This window comes from Streptomyces sp. NPDC058001 (genome assembly GCF_042886315.1).
Classification (GTDB): domain Bacteria; phylum Actinomycetota; class Actinomycetes; order Streptomycetales; family Streptomycetaceae; genus Streptomyces.
Genome location: NZ_JBHVQT010000002.1, coordinates 697621 through 714470, shown reverse-complemented (window position 1 = coordinate 714470; position 16850 = coordinate 697621). Strand labels below are relative to the sequence as shown.

Annotated in this window: 16 protein-coding genes and 1 tRNA gene; 7 read left to right on the top strand and 10 right to left on the bottom strand. The window is 69.6% G+C overall.

Features of this window, described 5'->3' with window-relative positions:
• Positions 1-48 precede the first annotated feature (48 nt).
• Positions 49-120 (bottom strand) — tRNA-Val (locus ACFVT5_RS06600).
• Between the two features lie 275 nt (positions 121-395).
• Here ACFVT5_RS06600 and ACFVT5_RS06595 point away from each other — a divergent pair.
• The 5 genes from ACFVT5_RS06595 (at position 396) to ACFVT5_RS06575 (ending at position 4999) form a co-directional block, all read left to right on the top strand.
• On the top strand, positions 396-1229 hold the full coding sequence (locus ACFVT5_RS06595; protein ID WP_389882036.1) for a DUF4097 family beta strand repeat-containing protein: 834 nt from the start codon (positions 396-398) through the stop codon (positions 1227-1229).
• Positions 1230-1336: 107 nt separating this feature from the next.
• Entirely contained in the window at positions 1337-2938 is a 1602-nt protein-coding gene (locus ACFVT5_RS06590; protein ID WP_389882138.1) for a hypothetical protein, read from the top strand.
• Positions 2939-3101: 163 nt separating this feature from the next.
• Positions 3102-3722 (top strand): bifunctional 4-hydroxy-2-oxoglutarate aldolase/2-dehydro-3-deoxy-phosphogluconate aldolase, encoded by a 621-nt coding sequence (locus ACFVT5_RS06585; protein ID WP_389882034.1) that lies wholly within the window; start codon positions 3102-3104, stop codon positions 3720-3722.
• Positions 3719-4726 carry a sugar kinase gene (locus tag ACFVT5_RS06580; RefSeq protein ID WP_389882032.1) on the top strand — a complete coding sequence of 336 codons (1008 nt, stop codon included), beginning with the start codon at positions 3719-3721 and terminating at the stop codon, positions 4724-4726. The genes ACFVT5_RS06585 and ACFVT5_RS06580 overlap by 4 nt, the downstream gene beginning before the upstream one ends.
• 54 nt (positions 4727-4780) lie before the next feature.
• On the top strand, positions 4781-4999 hold the full coding sequence (locus ACFVT5_RS06575) for a zinc ribbon domain-containing protein (protein ID WP_389882030.1): 219 nt from the start codon (positions 4781-4783) through the stop codon (positions 4997-4999).
• Between the two features lie 21 nt (positions 5000-5020).
• Here the strand turns inward: ACFVT5_RS06575 and ACFVT5_RS06570 are convergent, their stop codons facing one another.
• Positions 5021-5665 carry a response regulator gene (locus ACFVT5_RS06570; protein WP_389882028.1) on the bottom strand — a complete coding sequence of 215 codons (645 nt, stop codon included), beginning with the start codon at positions 5663-5665 and terminating at the stop codon, positions 5021-5023.
• Complete coding sequence (locus ACFVT5_RS06565; protein ID WP_389882026.1) at positions 5656-6795, bottom strand: sensor histidine kinase; 1140 nt, start codon at positions 6793-6795, stop codon at positions 5656-5658. Before ACFVT5_RS06565 ends, ACFVT5_RS06570 begins: the two co-directional genes overlap by 10 nt.
• Before the next feature lie 133 nt (positions 6796-6928).
• Between ACFVT5_RS06565 and ACFVT5_RS06560 the strand changes: the two genes are divergently transcribed.
• Entirely contained in the window at positions 6929-7567 is a 639-nt protein-coding gene (locus ACFVT5_RS06560) for a DedA family protein (protein WP_389882024.1), read from the top strand.
• On the opposite strand, the gene ACFVT5_RS06555 is transcribed toward ACFVT5_RS06560, so the two are convergent.
• Genes ACFVT5_RS06555 through ACFVT5_RS06545 form a run of 3 tightly spaced genes read right to left on the bottom strand, consistent with a single transcriptional unit; the run spans position 7524 to position 12169 of the window.
• Positions 7524-8381 (bottom strand): HAD family hydrolase, encoded by an 858-nt coding sequence (locus tag ACFVT5_RS06555; protein WP_389882022.1) that lies wholly within the window; start codon positions 8379-8381, stop codon positions 7524-7526. The genes ACFVT5_RS06560 and ACFVT5_RS06555 overlap by 44 nt on opposite strands.
• Positions 8378-11002 carry a phosphoribosyltransferase gene (locus tag ACFVT5_RS06550; RefSeq protein ID WP_389882020.1) on the bottom strand — a complete coding sequence of 875 codons (2625 nt, stop codon included), beginning with the start codon at positions 11000-11002 and terminating at the stop codon, positions 8378-8380. The genes ACFVT5_RS06555 and ACFVT5_RS06550 overlap by 4 nt, the downstream gene beginning before the upstream one ends.
• Positions 11003-12169 carry an HpcH/HpaI aldolase/citrate lyase family protein gene (locus tag ACFVT5_RS06545; RefSeq protein ID WP_389882018.1) on the bottom strand — a complete coding sequence of 389 codons (1167 nt, stop codon included), beginning with the start codon at positions 12167-12169 and terminating at the stop codon, positions 11003-11005.
• A 198-nt stretch (positions 12170-12367) separates the two neighbouring features.
• Here ACFVT5_RS06545 and ACFVT5_RS06540 point away from each other — a divergent pair, with 198 nt between their 5' ends.
• Entirely contained in the window at positions 12368-13234 is an 867-nt protein-coding gene (locus ACFVT5_RS06540; protein ID WP_389882016.1) for a TerD family protein, read from the top strand.
• Positions 13235-13245: 11 nt separating this feature from the next.
• On the opposite strand, the gene ACFVT5_RS06535 is transcribed toward ACFVT5_RS06540, so the two are convergent.
• The 4 genes from ACFVT5_RS06535 to ACFVT5_RS06520 form a co-directional block, all read right to left on the bottom strand.
• Positions 13246-13983: a Tellurium resistance gene (locus ACFVT5_RS06535; protein ID WP_389882014.1), complete on the bottom strand. Its 738-nt coding sequence runs from the start codon at positions 13981-13983 to the stop codon at positions 13246-13248.
• A 230-nt stretch (positions 13984-14213) separates the two neighbouring features.
• Positions 14214-15362: a DUF475 domain-containing protein gene (locus ACFVT5_RS06530; protein WP_389882012.1), complete on the bottom strand. Its 1149-nt coding sequence runs from the start codon at positions 15360-15362 to the stop codon at positions 14214-14216.
• Positions 15363-15526: 164 nt separating this feature from the next.
• Positions 15527-16102 (bottom strand): TerD family protein, encoded by a 576-nt coding sequence (locus tag ACFVT5_RS06525; protein WP_389882010.1) that lies wholly within the window; start codon positions 16100-16102, stop codon positions 15527-15529.
• Between the two features lie 161 nt (positions 16103-16263).
• Positions 16264-16839 carry a TerD family protein gene (locus ACFVT5_RS06520; protein WP_389882008.1) on the bottom strand — a complete coding sequence of 192 codons (576 nt, stop codon included), beginning with the start codon at positions 16837-16839 and terminating at the stop codon, positions 16264-16266.
• Between the last annotated feature and the right edge of the window lie 11 nt (positions 16840-16850).

Below are 16850 nucleotides of genomic sequence, written 5' to 3'. Positions count from 1 at the left end.
AGCCCCGCATTGATCTTGATGCGGGGCTCCGGTGCAGGTCTCACCGGGTGGGCGCGGACGGTTTCGAACCGCCGACATCTGCCTTGTAAGGGCAGCGCTCTACCGCTGAGCTACGCGCCCGGGGATGAGTCGACAGCCTACCTTGCCCGCGCCCCCGCCCCGCAAACCCGTATCGCGTACGGGAGTCGGCCGGGGGCAGGTGGCCGGTCGGCCGTGAGCGGGCGGCCAGTCGGCCGGGAGTGGGCCGGGCCGGGGGGTTAACCCCACCCCCGATTCGGTAGCGGCCCAGATCCCACCACGGCTGTTGGCTTCATACGGTCGTAGTGCGCTCAGGGAAGAGCGCCGGGGGGCGTCGCCGGAGCCTCCACGTCCATGTTTTCCACGGGGAGATCGTCATGACCGTCCACACCCGCCGCCCGCGTCCTTCGGCCCGCCCGAGGCGTTCCCGCAAGGGGCGTGTGCCGATGTTCGCCGTCGCCGGCGGCGTGGCCGTGGTCGCCCTGCTCGCCTCCGGGTGCGGGGCGCGGGCGAGCGACGACGCCTCCCCCGACCATCGCTCCTTCGCCCTCCAGGGCAACACCCTCACCATCGACTCGGACGACTCCGCGCTCGAACTCGTCTCCGCCGACGTCGACCAGGTCAAGGTCACCCGCTGGTTCCAGGGCAGCGTCGCGATCGGCTCGGACCCCAAGGTCACCTGGTCCATGAAGGACGATCGCCTCACCCTGCGCCTGCACTGCTCCGGCGTCTTCGCCGACTGCTCGGCGAAGCACCGCGTGGAAGTACCCCGCGATGTCGCGGTGAACCTCAAGAACCGCGACGGCTCCGTCCGCGCCTCCGGCTTCTCCACCGCGCTCACCCTCCGCACGGGCGACGGTTCCGTCCGCGTCCAGGACTCCACCGGCCGCCTGGAGATGCACAGCGGCGACGGCAGCCTCCACGCCTCCGATGTCCGCTCCCGCCAGATCAGCGCCGACACCCGCGACGGTTCCATCCGCCTCGAACTCGCCACCGTCCCCGACCGCGTGGACGTCAGCAGCCATGACGGCTCCGTCACCGTCGACCTGCCCCGCTCCGGCTCGGTCAACGGCTCCGCCACCGCCTACCGCGTCACCGCCAAGACCCACGACGGCGGCGTCGATGTCTCCGTCCCCCGCGACGACCGCAGCCCCCATGTGGTGACCGCCGAGTCCCGCGACGGCAAAGTCACGGTACGGAACGCGAACTAACCGGCCCGTGTGTTCGTCCCTAACCGGTGGGAGAATGACACCGGGCAGGGCGGACCACAGCACGGGAGAGGGAAGTGACGGCGACACCATCGCAGCCGTACACACCGATGACGACGGCAGCGCTGTGCGCGCCTCACCTCCCGGGCCCCGTGCCCCCACCAGATCCCACGACCCCCGACGCGCCCGGCGCGCCCGCGCTCCCCTCCGGGGGTTCCGGTACGCCGACACCCCCTCGCCCTTCCGGCGCCCGCCCCCCGTCCGAGGCCACCGCCGCGTCCGCTGCCGGCCCCATTGCCCACGCCACGTTCGGGACCCCCGCCACGTCCGGGACCCTCGGCACGTCCGGGACCCGCGGCACGTCCGGGACATCCGCCAGGTCCGATGCGCGTCACCTCCTCTCGCTCGTCCTCCTCCCGCTGCCTCTGCTCGCCGTCGCCGCCGCGTCGCTGCCCGCCGCCTTCGCCGGGGGCGGCACCCGACGCTGGTTCGGCGGCCGGGCCGAGGGCCAACGCGCCGAGGCCCAGGCCGCCAAGGACGCCGCCGCTGCCGCCTTCTACGAACTGGACACCGCCCAGCGCGACCTCCGCATCTCGATAGAGACCATCACCGCCGTCGACGACACACCCCCGGCCCGCCGCGCGGTCTCCGACTTCGAAGCCCTCGGCCGCCGCATCGACGAGGTCAGCCAGCAGTACATCGGCGCCGTCGACGCCCACGACCTCGACCGCGACGACCTGGAGGCATCGGCCGCGACCCGCGCCCGCAACGAGCTGACCCAGGCCAAGGACGCCCTCGACAAGGTCAAACAGGACCTGGACCGCTTCGGGCAAGGACTCGAACCCCTCCTCGGCAAGGCCGCAACCCAACTCGCCCGCCTCGCCCCCGCCGTCGAACGCGCCCGCCAGGCCCTCCTCGCCGCCAGCAACGCCCTCGACGCCGTACGCGGCGCCGGCCTCCGCGCCGACGACCTGGCCGCCCGCCTCGCCGCCCTGGCCCCCGAACTCACCAAGCTCAACCAGGGCGCCGGCCAACACGGCGTACCCGAGACCCTCCAGCGCGCCGAACGCGTCGCCCGCGACGCCGAAGCCGTACGCGCCGAGGCCGAACGCCTTCCCGAACGCGCCGCCGAGATCGACCGCCGCCTCGTCTCCCTGCGGACCCGCGCCCAGGCCCTCACCACCCGTGCGGGGCAGGTCGACCCGGTCCTCAGCGAACTCCGCCGCCGCTTCACCGCCGCCTGCTGGCAGGACCTCCAGCACGTCCCGTCCCAGGCCGTCGAGAACGTCCGCCAGGCCGAACTCAAGCTCAAAGAAGCCCAATCCGCCCGCGACGCCCAACGCTGGCCCGACGCCACCTCCCTCCTGTCCACCGTGCGTGCCCTGCTCAACACCACCGACGAGGACGTCTCAGCCGCCGGCAGCCGCCTCCAGCGCCTGAACTCCGTGTCCAAGGACCCCCAGCAGGAGATCGAACGCACCCGCTTCGCCATCCGCGACGCCCAGCGCCTCGCCATGGCCGGCCGCAACACCCCCGAGCCCCAGCACGCCCGGCCCCTCGACGAATCGGTTGCCCGGCTCGACCGTGCCGTCGCCAGTCTCGACGGGCGCCACCCGGACTACTGGCACTTCCTCACCGAGACCGAAGCCGTCCGCCAGACCGTGGCGCACGTCGTCTCCCAGATCCGCGAGGAACGCGGCACCGGCGCCTGACCCATCCTGCCCGGCCCCTCAGACTTCCCTCGCTCCGATTAATTGATAAATAACGAGAACACTGGAATCCTGCCTCCCGAACTCCCCTGTCTCCTCCTGTCTCCTCCTGCCTTCGTCCCACCGAACTCGCGAGGCCCTCCAGCCTCCGCCCCGACGGAGAACCATGGACTTCATCACCGCCCTCAAGAGAGAACGCCTGGTCGCCATCGTCCGTGGCTCGGACGCCGACGCCTCCTTCCGTACCGTCATGACCCTCGCCGAGTCGGGCATCCCCCTCATCGAGGTCTCCCTCAGCGGCACCGACTCCCTCCGCGTCATCGAACGCTCCCGAGCCGAACTCGGCCCCCACGCCTGGCTCGGCGCCGGCACCGTTCTCACCGAGGACGACGCCCACCGCGCCACCGCCGCCGGAGCGAACCTCGTCGTCACCCCCGGCCTCGGCCCCGGCGTCGACACAGCCCTACGTCAGGGGCTGCCCGTACTCGCCGGCGTCCTCACCCCGACCGATGTCATCGCCGCCACGGCCACCGGCGCCACAGCGCTGAAGATCTTCCCCGCCTCCGCCGTCGGCGGCCCTTCCTACCTCAAGGCCCTGCGCGGCCCCTTCCCTGACCTCCCCTTCGTGCCCGTCGGCGGAGTCGACGCCCGAGCCGCCGCCTCGTACCTCACCCATGGCGCCGTCGCGGTCGGCGTCGGCTCCCCCCTCATCGGCGACGCCGCGGACGGCGGCGACCTGGACACCCTCCGCAAGCGCGCCGCCGAGTTCCGGTCGGTCTGCTCATGACCCGCCCCGAGTCCCCCGGCTCCGAACTCTCCGGTGACGTCTTCACGTTCGGCGAGACCATGGTCGCCCTGCGCGGCACCGGCCCCCTCAAACTCGGCGGCTCCCTGAACGTCTCCGTCGCCGGCGCCGAGTCCAACGTCGCCATCGGTCTCGCCCGCCTCGGCCACCCCGTCCGCTGGGCCGGCGCGGTCGGCGACGACGAGGCCGGCGAACTCGTCCTACGCACCCTCCGCGCCGAAGGCGTCGACCTCTCCGGTGCCACCCGCGACCGCGATGCCCCGACCGGGCTCCTCCTCTTCGAGCCCCGGCTCCCCGATCTGACCCGGGTGCACTACTACCGCTCGGGCTCGGCGGGCTCCCGTCTTCACCCCGCCGCCGTCGAAGCCGCCTTCACCGCGCGCCCTCCTCGCGTACTGCATCTCACCGGTATCACCCCCGCCCTGAGCCCCTCGGCCCGCGACGCTTCCCTCCGCGCTCTACAACTCGCCCACACCTTCGGCTCCCTCGTCTGCCTCGACGTCAATTTCCGCTCCCGTCTGTGGAGTTCCGACGAGGCGGCCACCGTTCTCCGCTCGTGGATTCCCCACGTCGACGTCCTCATCGCCTCGGACGACGAACTACCCCTCTGCCTCCCCCAACCGGCCTCACCCCGCGACACCGACACCACCGGCGACACCACCCGAGCCGCCAAGGCGCTCCTCACCCTCGGGGTCCACGAGGTCGTGGTGAAGCTCGGCGCGCACGGCGCCACCGCCCACACCGCCGACGGTGAACTGCACTGCCCGGCCCGCCCCGTCCGCGCGGTCGACGCGGTCGGCGCAGGCGACGCCTTTGTGGCCGGCTATCTGTCGGCCCTCCTCGACGGCGAGGGCCTGTCCGGCCGCCTCGACCGTGCCGTCACCACGGGCGCCTTCGCCGTGGCGTCCCCCGGCGACTGGGAGGGCGCCCCCACCCGCGCGGAACTCGGCCTCCTCGGAACTCCTCCCGGCACCGTCGTGAGGTAGCCCACCTCCCGTTCACCGCATCACTCCCACCCCTCCTCCCGCTAACCTGTGCCCATGCCTCGCTACGAGTACCGCTGCCGTACCTGCGGCGACACCTTCGAACTCAGCCGCCCCATGGCCGAGTCCTCCGCCCCTGCCGCCTGCCCCGACGGGCACGACGACACGGTCAAAGTGCTCTCGACCGTCGCCGTGGGCGGTACTTCCGCCGCACCCGCGTCCCGCCCCGCCGGCGGAGGTGGCGGCGGCTGCTGTGGGGGCGGCTGCTGCGGCTGACCGGGCACCTCGCCCCATCGGTCACGTCCCGAGGTAGCGCAGCACTGCCAGCACCCGGCGCGAGTAGCCCGTACTCCCCGACAGTTCGAGCTTGTCGAAGATCGCGTTGATGTGTTTCTCCACCCCGCTCAGTGAGATGTGGAGCCGCTGGGCGATCGCCGCGTTGGTGTGGCCCTGAGCCATCTCGGCGAGGACGTCCCGCTCCCGCGTGGTGAGCCTGGCCAGCAGATCCGCGTGCGGACTGCCGCCGAGCAGCTGCCGTACCACCTCCGAGTCGAACGCGGCTCGCCCCTGCCCCACCCGCTCCAACGCGTCCAGGAACTCGTCGACCTGGACCACCCGGTCCTTGAGCAGATATCCCACCCCTTCCGATTCTCCGCTCAGCAGTTCCGTCGCATAGCGCTTCTCGATGTACTGGGAGAGCACCAGCACCCCCACGCCCGGCCAGCGTTGACGGATCTCCAGCGCCGCGCGCAGGCCCTCGTCGCTGTGCGTCGGCGGCATCCGCACATCGGCGACCACCACGTCCGGCTGGTCTTCGTCGACCGCCGCCAACAGCCGCTCGGCATCTCCCACCGCCGCCAGCACCTCATGGCCCTCTTCGGCGAGCAACCGGACCAGGCCCTCCCTCAGCAGGGTCGAGTCCTCGGCGAGAATCAGGCGCACGGCAGCTCCGCTGTGATGACGGTCGGTCCCCCGAGGGGGCTCACCACATCGAACGTCCCGTCCAGCGCTGCGGTTCTTCGCGCGAGCCCTATCAGTCCGCCACCGCCCCGGTCCGCGCCACCGCGTCCGTCGTCCTCGATCCGCACCCGCAAGGTGCCGCCCGTCTCTTCGATCACCACTTCTATCCTGGTCGCCTCCGCGTGCTTGACGGTGTTGGTGACGGCTTCCGAGACCACGAAGTACGCGACAGCGGCCACAGCTCCCCGCGGCTCGTCCGGGACCCTGTAGTCCAGCAGCACCGGCACCGCCGACCGCTCCGCGACGGTGTCCAGCGCCGTCTTCAGTCCCGCTTCATCGAGCGCCGTCGGATACACCCGCCAGGCGACCTCTCTCAGGTCCGTGAGCGCGTGACGGCTCTCCTGGTGGGCCTGACGCAGCAGTTGATCCGTGCGGTCAGGGTCCTGGCTGCGCAGGGCACGGCCCAGGAGCATGCCGAGCGCGACCAGCCGCTGCTGCACACCGTCGTGCAGGTCTCGTTCGATGCGTCTCCTTTCGTCGTGCACGACCTCGACCACGCCGGCCCGGCTGGTGAAGAGCTGCTCGATGCGGCGGCGCAACTCCTCCTGTTCGCTGGGGTCCAGGAAGCGACGGGCCACTCTCCGCTCCAATGTGCCGACTCCGGCGGCTCCTTGGGCGGCCATGAAGAGGAGCAGGAGCCCGGCGAAGCTGGTCAGTACGAGATCCGAGGGGTGACGGACGTCGGATATCACCCAGCCGAAGATGATCGCCGAGCCGTATCCGGCGCCGATCAGCGCGCAGAGAAGGACCACGGCGCCGAGCAGACCGAGCGGCCATCGCGCCGCGAGATAGCGGAGCGCCTGCCCGTCCATATAGACGGGCGAGCACCGTATCCCCAGGAAGGCGCCCAGTCGTGCTCGCTCCCGCTCCGCGAGCCACCGCCCTGCCGCCCCCACGGGCCGCAGCACGGCCCTCCGTCCCCGCGGCCAGGCTTGCACCGGCAACAGGGCCAGTCCGGACAGCAGCACGAAGGCCAGCTCGACGGCTGCCGTGCAGGCGCCGAGCACCAGACCGATGGCGAGTCTGAGCCCGCCGCGTACCGCTGAGTTCATATCGATCACGCTATCCAGGGCCGAGGCACGGGCACATTGCGGTAAACCGCACTTCTCGGCTGCGGTGCGCACCACCTCAACCTTGCGGTCTGCTTCAGTGCGCCTTCAGCCGCGGGTTTCTAGCGTTGTCAGCATGATCGAAAGCAACGCACCGAACTGGATCAACAGCCTGATGGATACGCTCGGCGCTCCCGGCGCCGGCCTGGCCGTCGCACTGGAGAATCTCTTCCCTCCGCTGCCGAGCGAGGTGATCCTGCCGCTGGCCGGATTCGCTTCGAGCACGGGCCGGATGAGCCTGATAGCGGCTCTGCTGTGGACGACGGCCGGGTCGGTCGTGGGCGCACTCGCCCTCTATGGAGTGGGCGCGCTGCTGGGGCGTGAGCGGACGGTCGCGATAGCGGCCAAGCTGCCGCTGGTGAAGGTGACGGACATAGAGAGAACGGAGGCGTGGTTCGCCCGTCATGGCAGCAAGGCCGTGTTCTTCGGACGGATGATCCCCATCTTCCGCAGCCTGATATCGGTGCCCGCGGGCATCGGGCGGATGCCGCTCCCCCTCTTCCTGGCACCGACGGCGCTGGGCAGCGCGATATGGAACTCGGTGTTCGTCGGCGCCGGCTATGCCCTGGGTGAGAACTGGTCCGAGGTGACGGACTATGTCTCGGCGTACTCGAAGGTCGTGCTGGCGCTGGCGGTCGGTGCCGTGTTCATGTTCGTGGTGCTCCGGTTGTTCAGGCCCGGTTCCGGGCAGCGGCGAGGGCGAAGTTCCTCGTGATCTCCTCGCCGGCCATGACTCCGGTCTCCGCGAGGGCCGTGAGGTGCGGCGCCTGCCAGCCCTCGTCCGCCAGTTCGCCGTGACCGGGGCGCCATGCCCGGTCGACGGCGAGGAGCAGATCGGCGTCGAGCAGGGAGTCGCCCGCTGCCAGTGTGAGGGTGGCGCCGCTGCGTCTGACGACTTCCCGCATGGCGGCGCTCTTGGTCAGCGGCTTGGGTACGACGTAGATCTTGCGGCCCTGCAAGGACACGGTCCAGCCGCGTCCCTCGGCCCACTCGGCGAGTTCCTTGACCCAGCCTTCGGGGAGCAGGGGCCGCTCGACGACGAGATAGGCGAAGTAGTCCTCGGCGACACGTTCCTTGAGCAGCCACGCGGGGTCGGCGGCGCGCTGGAGGTGGGCGCGGATCTCGGCGAGTGCGGCGCATTCGTCGGCCAGCCTGGCCCTGACGCGGCGCTGCCAGTCCTCGTCGGAGACTCCGTCGACCAGAAGGTGCCCACCGTTGGCGCAGATCGCGAATCGGGGCGGAGGTCCGGGGAGATGGATGCGGTGGTACTGCTCGCGGGTGCGGGTGGTGGTGGGCACGAAGAGCGTGGTGGCGGCGAGGTCTTCGAGCAGCGCGGCAGCGGTCTCCGTCATGTAGGACAGCGGCTTGCTGTCGTACACCTCGACGCAGAGCAGCCGGGGTGCCTCGGCGTCGGGCACGCGCAGGGCGAGTGCCGCGGTCGAGTAGATGAGGGTGCGGTCGAGGTCGCTGGCGATGAGTGTGGCGCCCTGTGCGGCAGCGTCGGCCGGGCGTTCGGGTCGGGTGGTCACTGTCCCGTCACCGCCTTGCCGTCCGCGCCGGTCGCACCGCGGGTGAACCGCGGATGGATCAGACCGACGCAGGTATAGGGAAGGCCGTCGATCTCCTCTACGGGTACGGCGCGTTGGTCGGCCAGCAGCCGCACATGGGCGAGATCGGCGCCCGCTCCGGCGCGGGCGAGGATCTTCCAGGGGACACGGCGCAACAGGACACGGGTCGTCTCACCGACCCCCGGCTTGACGAGGTTCACATCATGAATGCCGTAGGCGTCGCTGATCCGTTCCACGGCGGCCCAGCCCTCCCAGGTGGGCGTGCGGTCGGCGGAGAGCATCTCCTTGACCCGGGCTTCCACGGCGTCGCCAACCTGGTCGAAGTGGGCCGTGACCTGGTCGAGGAAGTCGACGGAGACGTCGGCGCCGGCGAGTTCGCGGTAGAACTTCGCGCCGTGGAAGTCGTCGGGACCGACGAGGTCGGCGCGGAGGACGGTGCGCGAAATGAGTCCGGAGACGGTCGAGTTGAGGCAGGCGGAAGGGATCAGGTAGTCGTCGCGGGTGCCGTAGGTGCGGACGCAGGAGCCGGGGTCGGCGAGTACGGCGATCTCGGGATGGAAGCCGGTGATCCCTTCGGCCTCCTGGAACTCGTTGAGCGCTTGGGCGAGTTCGCGGGTGATGGCACCCTTACCGGTCCAGCCGTCCACGAAGACGACGTCGGTCGGGTCGTGGTGGGCGGCGAGCCAGCGGAGGGCGTTGGCGTCGATGCCGCGTCCGCGCACGATGGAGACGGCGTAGTGCGGCAGGTCGAGTCCGTGCCGCTGCTGGGCCCAGCGCCGCATCAGAACACCCACGGGCGTGCCGGCTCGGGCGAGCGAGACCAGCACCGGGCGCGGCGAGCGTTCGGCGAGGACGATGTCGGTGACGGTGCCGACAGCCTGGGCGATGCGTGCGGCCGAGGCACCGAGGGCGGCGTGGAAGAGTTCCTGGTACTGGGGGCTGGGCTGGTACTCGACGGGCAGCGACTCGGCGTAGTGGGCGCCACCGGCCTGGATCGCTTCCTCGCGTTCCTCCGTGGGGGCCTCCAGCTGCACGTCCGAGAGGTCCTGGAGGAGCCAGCCGACGTCTTCGGGCGGGTACGAGGAGAAGGCGGGGCCGCGGAGGGGCTCGGGCAGCATGGGGCGCCTTTCGGGGGCGTACGACCCGGGTGCCGGGACGTACGAAGGGACGACGGCCAGCACCACGTGCCGGGTGTGGGCGGCGAGTTGGGCCAGCAGGCCGTCGGGTGCGTGCAGTGCGGGGGTGTCGGCGACCGAGTCGATGACGGCGATGACGGCGTCGAATCCGGCGCCCGCGATGTTGTAGGTGTAGCGCTCGCCGGGTCCGTCGTCCGGGTTGTCGTGGGCGGGGAAGACGAGCCGGCTGCGTATCGCGTAGCCGGGGTCGTCCACGGCGAGGACGGGCGACCGGGTGGTGGTCGAGTAGGTCACCTCGGCGCCGACGCGCTCCTCCAGGGCGACGCCGAACCTGAGCGGGGCGTACATCAGCTCTTCGAAACCGAGGACGTGGACGCGTGCGGGAGAAGTCCGGTCGGCGCCGAGGACCGGGGCCAGGGCGTCGGCGAGTCGCGCGGCCATCTGAGGCAGGGCCGCTTCCAGGGCGGTGCGATGCGTGGGGGTGAATCCGTGCCGGCCGCCGTCGGGTATGCCGGTCGGCCAGTCCAGCTCGACCCGGGTGACGGTCGACCGCCGCTGCTGCCCGAGGACGGTGGGCGAGGACTCGGTCGGCGCAACCCCCGGCGCCGCCTGACGGGGGACGGAATCCCGCGGCGCGGCAGCCGCGCGTACGGAAGCCTCCTGCCGGGCCACGAGCGCCTGGCCCTTCTCCAGGACCCCATCGGGGAGCCGTACGGTCCCGGACGCCGAGGCCACCAGGTCCACGCGGGCGCCGATCTCCCGGGCGAACTCGTCCAGCCGCCCCTGGTCCTGGGCCGAGCGCATGTCGACGAGGGCGACGATGACGTACCGCTCGCGCGGGTAGCGGGCGTGGAGGGCGCGGATGGTGTTGAGGACGGTGTTGCCGGTGGAGAACTCGTCGTCCACGAGGACCAGCGGTCCGTCGCCGGCGAGCAGGGCCGGGTCCTCGGGCAGCAGGAGGTGGGAGGTGGCGTGAGAGTGGGCCTCCTCGAAGCCGCCGGCTCGGGCGACGCCGTCGACAGGGCGTCGAGTCGAGTGGAGGTAGGGAGCGAGGCCGATCCCGTCGGCGACGGAGTGGCCGAGGCCGGTGGCGGTCTCCGCGTAGCCGAGGACGACGGCCCGTCGGGCCTGCTCGGTGCCGAGGAGTTCACGGACCCGGATGCCGAGGTCGTGTCCGTGCCGGTAGACGACGGCGGGCGACTGGGGGATGTGCTTGCCGAGCACATTCGACACGAGCAGATGCGCGCGCTTCGGGTTGCGGCGCAGGGCAAGCCCGAGGAGTTCCTCCAGCCGCCCGGTCCCCTGGGACGGAGCACCCGAACCGGTGCCGGCACCCGTGCGGGCACCGCCAGGGGCGTCGGCGGCATCGCCTCCCACGAGTTCCACGCCGAGCCGCTCGGCGACCCACGTTCCGGTCCACACCACGTTGTTCACAGTTCCTTGCATTCAGTCGACGAGGCCGGCGGTGAGCAGTTCCACGAAGCCGATGTCTTCCCCTGCGACGCCGAAGACCTCGGCGCGCTGGAGGGTGCGCTCGGCCCAGGCGCGATGGGGCTTCACCTCGTTCATCTTGTTCGTGTAGGCGGAGCGCATGACGCCTCCGCCGCCCCGTTCCGGTCGCAGGATGTCCTGGGCGTCGCTGTACTCCTCGTGACTGACCACGGACAGCGCGTGCACGGGCAGGACGTGCGAGGGGTGGATGCAGGTCTTGCCGAGGAGGCCGTTGGCGCGGTCGAGTTCGATCTCGCGGAGCAGGCCGTCCATGTCATGTTCGATGAGGGAATGGCGAAGTTCCTCGGCCCGCCCTTCGAGGAAGGGACTGCGGCGCAGCTGGGGCTTGAACATGCGCTCCTGGTGCCGGAAATACTCCCACACGGGGCCGGTCACGGTGAAGCCGGTGCCGTCGGCGCGGCCGAGGAGGTTCACCACGTCGGCGATCACGGAGGCCACGATCTGCACGTCGTAGGCGGTCATGTCCGGGGGCCTGCGCAGGCCATAGGCGGAGCAGAAGTCGGTGACGCCGAGCCGGAGCGCGAGGACGCGGTCGCGGTACTTGTCGACGGTGCGGGCGATACCGGACAGCGTCTCCGCGCGGGTCTCCAGGTGCAGAAGCTCGGGCGACTCCAGGACGGGCATCGCGAAGAGTCGGCGCCCGCTCGCGGACTCGGCGAGGGTGAGGGCTTCGAGAAAGGGGACGCCCCGTTCCTCGGTGAACTTCGGCAGGACGAAGCCGGACAGCAGTCGGACGGCGCCGCCGAGCCGCGCGACGAGGTCGGGGATCTGCTCGGGTGTGCGGACCCGGATGAAGAGCAGGGGAAGTTCCGCGTCCGGCCGCTCGGCGAGTTCGGTGAACTGGCGGACCAGGTTCTCCTCGGCGCCGGCCACTTCGGCATCGTCTATGGAGTCCTCCAGGCACAGCACCATGGAGATCACCCCTCGGGCGGCCAGCTTCGTGACGTCGTCGGCGAGCCGGGGCCGGGTGGCGGGGCTGTACAGGGTGGCACCGAGGGCAACGGAGAGCATGCGAGCCGGAGAGTCCGCCGTGAAATCGCACGGCTCCCGGTGAAAGAGGCGCTGCCGCTCCCCAGGGGCTATTTGCCCGAAATGTCGCATAGGTCTCCCCCGTTAGCCGGTGTGGCCCGACGTAATGTGGCCGGTAATAGTACGTAGGGATGCATGTCAAGGGTTCCCAACCAGCGTGAAATTCAGGTAACCCGGTCATGTCTCCCATGAATACTCAGGCCCGACGGCCCTGCTGCGCCATAGCCCCCCGCATTGTCCTGACCCGCACCGGGAAGGCAGGATGGCCGCATGACGCACGCGATGCTGAAGGGGTCGAACGTCCCGCTCGAAGCGACGGCGGTTCGTGCCGTACTGCGCTGGGTTCCGGGGCAGGGCGTCCCGGACGTCGACGCCTCCGCGCTGCTGCTCGGTACCGACGGTCGTGTGCGGTCCGACGAGGACTTCGTCTTCTACAACCAGCCCCGTCACCCCTCGGGGAAGGTCTGGCGACTCGGCAAGAAACGGGTGTCCGAGGGCCTGACCGACACAATTCAGACGGATCTGGCGGGGATGACCGCCGAGGTGGGCCGGGTGCTGCTGGTCGCGTCGGCGGACGACGTGCCGTTCGACCGCGTCCGCGCGCTGCGGATCCTGCTGTTCGACGCGACCGTGCCCGACGGCGAGCCGCTGGCGTACTTCGACATCAAGCCGGAGACGGGCGAGGAGACCGCGCTGATCTGCGGGGAGCTGTACCGGCGCGGGGAGGGCTGGAAGTTCCGGGCCCTGGGCGAAGGGTATTCGAACGGCCTGGTCGGTCTGGCGACGGACTTCGGTATCTCCGTGGACGAGTCGGAGGGGGCGGCCCAGGCGCCCGTACCGAACACATCGTTCCCCCAGCCGCCGCAGCAGCGGCCCGTCCCGGCCCAGCAGCCGAACCCGCAGCCGCCCGCCCGGCAGGAACCGGCCGTGCAGCCCGCGTACGGCTATCCTCCGGCGCCCGCGACCCGGCCCGCGCCCCAGCCGGCCTACGGCTACCCGCAGCCCGCCCTGACGCAGCCTGTGCAGCCGGGCACCCAGCCCGCCTACGGATATCCGCAGCCGATCGCCGCGCAGCCCGCCCAGCTCGATCCGAACTTCAGGCTGCCGCCGCAGGGCCCGCAGTTCCTGCCCCGCTGACCGGCACCCTCTCAGCGGTCGGCCTTGGACTTGTAGCCACGGCCCCACTGGAGGCCCCAGCCGTAGAGACGGTCGAGTTCGGCCTGGAAGCCGTACACGAACTTCACCTCGCGGTGGACGATGAACTCGCCCTTGACGTTCTCCATGGTGATCACCGCGCAGGAGCGGGCCTGTGGGGCGCGTTCGTCGAGGCCGATCTCGATCCTCGGCCCGTTGCTCGGGTAGAGGGTCACATTCGCGTGGGTGCGGTCGAAGGCCGGTGTCTGGTCGTAGATGTAGACGAAGACGAGCAGGCGTTTGATCGACTCACGGTGGTCGAGGTTGACGTAAATCGTCTCGCCGGAGCCGGAGCCGAAGCGGTCGTCGCCGCTGAGCTTGATGTACGGCGGTGAGTTGAGTTCACCGAAGAAGCTGCCGAGCGGCTGGACCACGCCCTTGGTGCCGTCCGTCAGCTCGTACATGCACCCCAGGTCGAGGTCGACATTGACCATGCTCTGGGTATGTGCCTGCACCACATCAGGCTTGAACATCTTGAACGGGTTCTGAAGGAAACTGCCGCGTTCGCCCCCGCCTATGTCTGAGGTGCGCATCCGCCAGGACAGATTGATGCGGAGATTGCCGGTGGCCGCGCCCTGCTTGGTGAGCGAGACCGTCGGGTGCCGTTTGGTGAGTTCGATGGAGTTGGACGCCGCACTCCCCGACTCGAAGTCCGCCGACCGTCCGCGCCACAGACCGTCCCAGAAGGACATACCGCCCCCCAATACCCAGGTGTTCCGTTGTGAATGCCGCGGAGCGGCCATGAGGCCCGGTGCCTCCTGGCCGCCCCGCTCAGAGCGTTCCTCACTCCGGCCCTGGTCACACTCCGGAACCGGTCACGGTCGACCACGGTCGCCGCCCCCGTACACGGGCCCGGCAATCCAGCCCCGTGATCAGACCCCGTGATGAGACCCGCGGTCAGGCCCGTGATCGTGTCTCGTCATCAGACCCCGGACGAGACTTCCGCCTTCTCACCCGAGGCTTCAGCTTTTCCCTCGGCCGCCGCGAGCGCCTTGTTGCGCCGCACCGACGACCAGAACGACCAGCCGATGAGGATGACGCCGACGAGACCTGTGATGACCTCGTTGATCTCGTACTGGATGGTGACCAGGAGGATCACGGCGAGGGCACCGATCGCGTAGTGCGCGCCGTGCTCCAGGTAGACGTAGTCGTCGAGGGTGCCCTGGCGGACCAGATAGACCGTGAGCGACCGGACGTACATGGCGCCGATACCGAGGCCGAGTGCCATGAGCACGATGTCGTTGGTGATGGCGAAGGCGCCGATGACACCGTCGAAGGAGAAGGACGCGTCAAGGACTTCGAGGTAGAGGAACATGAAGAACGCGGCCTTGCCGGCGAGGGCGACCGCGGACTGCTTCTTGCCCGTCCGCTTGGCTTCCTCCTCGGCCTCATGTTCTCGTTCGTCGTCCTCTTCGAGTTTGCCCTCGAAGTATCCGGAGAGTCCTCCGACGATCAGATAGGTGATGAGACCCGCGATACCCGCGATCAGGACCGTTTCGGCCTTGTTGACATGGGCGCCGCCGTGCTGGTGCGCGTTGGCCGCGAAGGTCATCGAGGAGATCATGAGCACGATCAGGGCGATGCAGACCGACAGCATGTCGACCTTGCCGAGCTTGGCCAGGGGCCGCTCGATCCAGCGCAGCCACTGGATGTCCCGGTCCTCGAAGATGAAGTCGAGGAAGATCATAAGCAGGAACATGCCACCGAAGGCGGCGATCGCCGGGTGGGCGTCGGTCACCAGCTCCTGATACCGGTCCTTGTCGGTCAGGGCGAGATTGACCGCGTCGATCGGGTTGAGCTTGGCGGTGACGGCGACGATGACGACGGGGAAGACCAGCCGCATGCCGAAGACGGCGATCAGGATGCCGATGGTGAGGAAGATCTTCTGCCAGAAGGCATTCATCTTCTTCAGGATTCCGGCGTTGACCACCGCGTTGTCGAAAGACAGCGAGATCTCGAGGACGGACAGGATCGCCACGATCCCGAACGCCGTCCACCCCCCGTAGAACACCGCTGCGACCAGGCCGAGCGCGGTGACCGCGAACGACCAGCCGAAGGTTTTCAGAAGCACTGGCTACCCCATCGTTGTGTACGGGTCTCCCCCACGCCGTACCCGGTTCCTACTCTGTGTCTTCCCGGGGGCGGCGACTCCTGCGGCGGTCGCCGCGGGCCCCGGAACCCCCAGTCGACCAGATCAGGACCAGGTAGCCGTTTGGGGAACCCGGGGAGAGTCCTTTAAGAAACATTGACCCCGAAGTCTAGAGCGATGCCGCGGAGGCCCGAAGCGTACCCCTGGCCCACGGCACGGAACTTCCACTCACCCCCGTACCGATACAGCTCACCGAAGATCATCGCGGTCTCCGTCGACGCGTCCTCGGAGAGGTCGTAGCGGGCGAGTTCCTGGCCGTCGGCCTGGTTGACGACGCGAATGAACGCATTGCTGACCTGGCCGAACGTCTGTCCGCGGTTGTCCGCATCATGGATCGAGACCGGGAACACGATCTTGTCGCAGCCGACGGGCACCTTCGAGAGGTCGACCAGGATCGACTCGTCGTCGCCCTCGCCCTCACCGGTCAGGTTGTCACCGGTGTGCTCGACGGAGCCGTCGGGGCTCTTGAGGTTGTTGTAGAAAACGAACCATTCGTCGCCCATGACCCGGCCGGCGTTGCACAGCAGGGCACTGGCGTCCAGGTCGAAGTCGGCTCCGGTGGTGGAGCGCGCGTCCCAGCCGAGCCCGACCAACACCTGAGTGAGGTTCGGTGCGGCCTTGGAGAGGGAGACATTGCCTCCCTTGGCAAGCGTGACGCCCATGATCGTGTCCTCCCCGAGGTGATACTGCGTCGTTCCGGCGGCTGCGAAACCGGCGGCGGTGCCGCGGCCCCCGGACCCCCGGCCGGGGGCGGTGGTTCAGCGCGTCCGGCGCCGCACACGGTGAGTGCGGCGCCGGACGGTCAGACGCTTGTACGACCGGATCAGACGTTGACCCCGAAGTCCTGCGCGATACCGCGCAGACCCGAGGCATACCCCTGACCGATGGCGCGGAACTTCCACTCCGCGCCATTGCGGTACAGCTCGCCGAAGACCATGGCGGTCTCCGTCGAGGCGTCCTCGGAGAGGTCGTACCGCGCGATCTCCTGCTCGTTGGCCTGGTTCACGACGCGGATGAACGCGTTGCGCACCTGGCCGAAGGACTGCTGACGGTTCTCGGCGTCATAGATCGAGACCGGGAAGACGATCTTGTCGACCTCGGCGGGAACTCCGGCGAGATGGACCTTGATCTGTTCGTCGTCGCCCTCGCCCTCACCGGTGATGTTGTCGCCGGTGTGTTCCACCGAGCCGTCCGGGCTCTTCAGGTTGTTGAAGAACACGAAGTTCTGGTCATTGGTGACCTTTCCTTCCGTGTTCGTCAGGATGGCGCTGGCGTCAAGGTCGAAGTCGGTACCGGTGGTGGTACGGACGTCCCACCCCAGACCGATCGTGACCGCGGTCAGGCCAGGTGCCTCCTTGGTCAGCGATACGTTGCCGCCCTTGCTGAGGCTGACTCCCACTAGTCCTCCCA

Bases quoted from the DNA above. Each gene is read 5' to 3' on its own strand.
- ACFVT5_RS06595 (WP_389882036.1), top strand. From the start codon at position 396: ATGACCGTCCACACCCGCCGCCCGCGTCCTTCGGCCCGCCCGAGGCGT.
- ACFVT5_RS06590 (WP_389882138.1), top strand. From the start codon at position 1,337: ATGACGACGGCAGCGCTGTGCGCGCCTCACCTCCCGGGCCCCGTGCCC.
- ACFVT5_RS06585 (WP_389882034.1), top strand. From the start codon at position 3,102: ATGGACTTCATCACCGCCCTCAAGAGAGAACGCCTGGTCGCCATCGTC.
- ACFVT5_RS06580 (WP_389882032.1), top strand. From the start codon at position 3,719: ATGACCCGCCCCGAGTCCCCCGGCTCCGAACTCTCCGGTGACGTCTTC.
- ACFVT5_RS06575 (WP_389882030.1), top strand. From the start codon at position 4,781: ATGCCTCGCTACGAGTACCGCTGCCGTACCTGCGGCGACACCTTCGAA.
- ACFVT5_RS06565 (WP_389882026.1), bottom strand. From the start codon at position 6,795: ATGAACTCAGCGGTACGCGGCGGGCTCAGACTCGCCATCGGTCTGGTG.
- ACFVT5_RS06560 (WP_389882024.1), top strand. From the start codon at position 6,929: ATGATCGAAAGCAACGCACCGAACTGGATCAACAGCCTGATGGATACG.
- ACFVT5_RS06550 (WP_389882020.1), bottom strand. From the start codon at position 11,002: ATGCAAGGAACTGTGAACAACGTGGTGTGGACCGGAACGTGGGTCGCC.
- ACFVT5_RS06545 (WP_389882018.1), bottom strand. From the start codon at position 12,169: ATGCGACATTTCGGGCAAATAGCCCCTGGGGAGCGGCAGCGCCTCTTT.
- ACFVT5_RS06540 (WP_389882016.1), top strand. From the start codon at position 12,368: ATGACGCACGCGATGCTGAAGGGGTCGAACGTCCCGCTCGAAGCGACG.
- ACFVT5_RS06535 (WP_389882014.1), bottom strand. From the start codon at position 13,983: ATGTCCTTCTGGGACGGTCTGTGGCGCGGACGGTCGGCGGACTTCGAG.
- ACFVT5_RS06525 (WP_389882010.1), bottom strand. From the start codon at position 16,102: ATGGGCGTCACGCTTGCCAAGGGAGGCAATGTCTCCCTCTCCAAGGCC.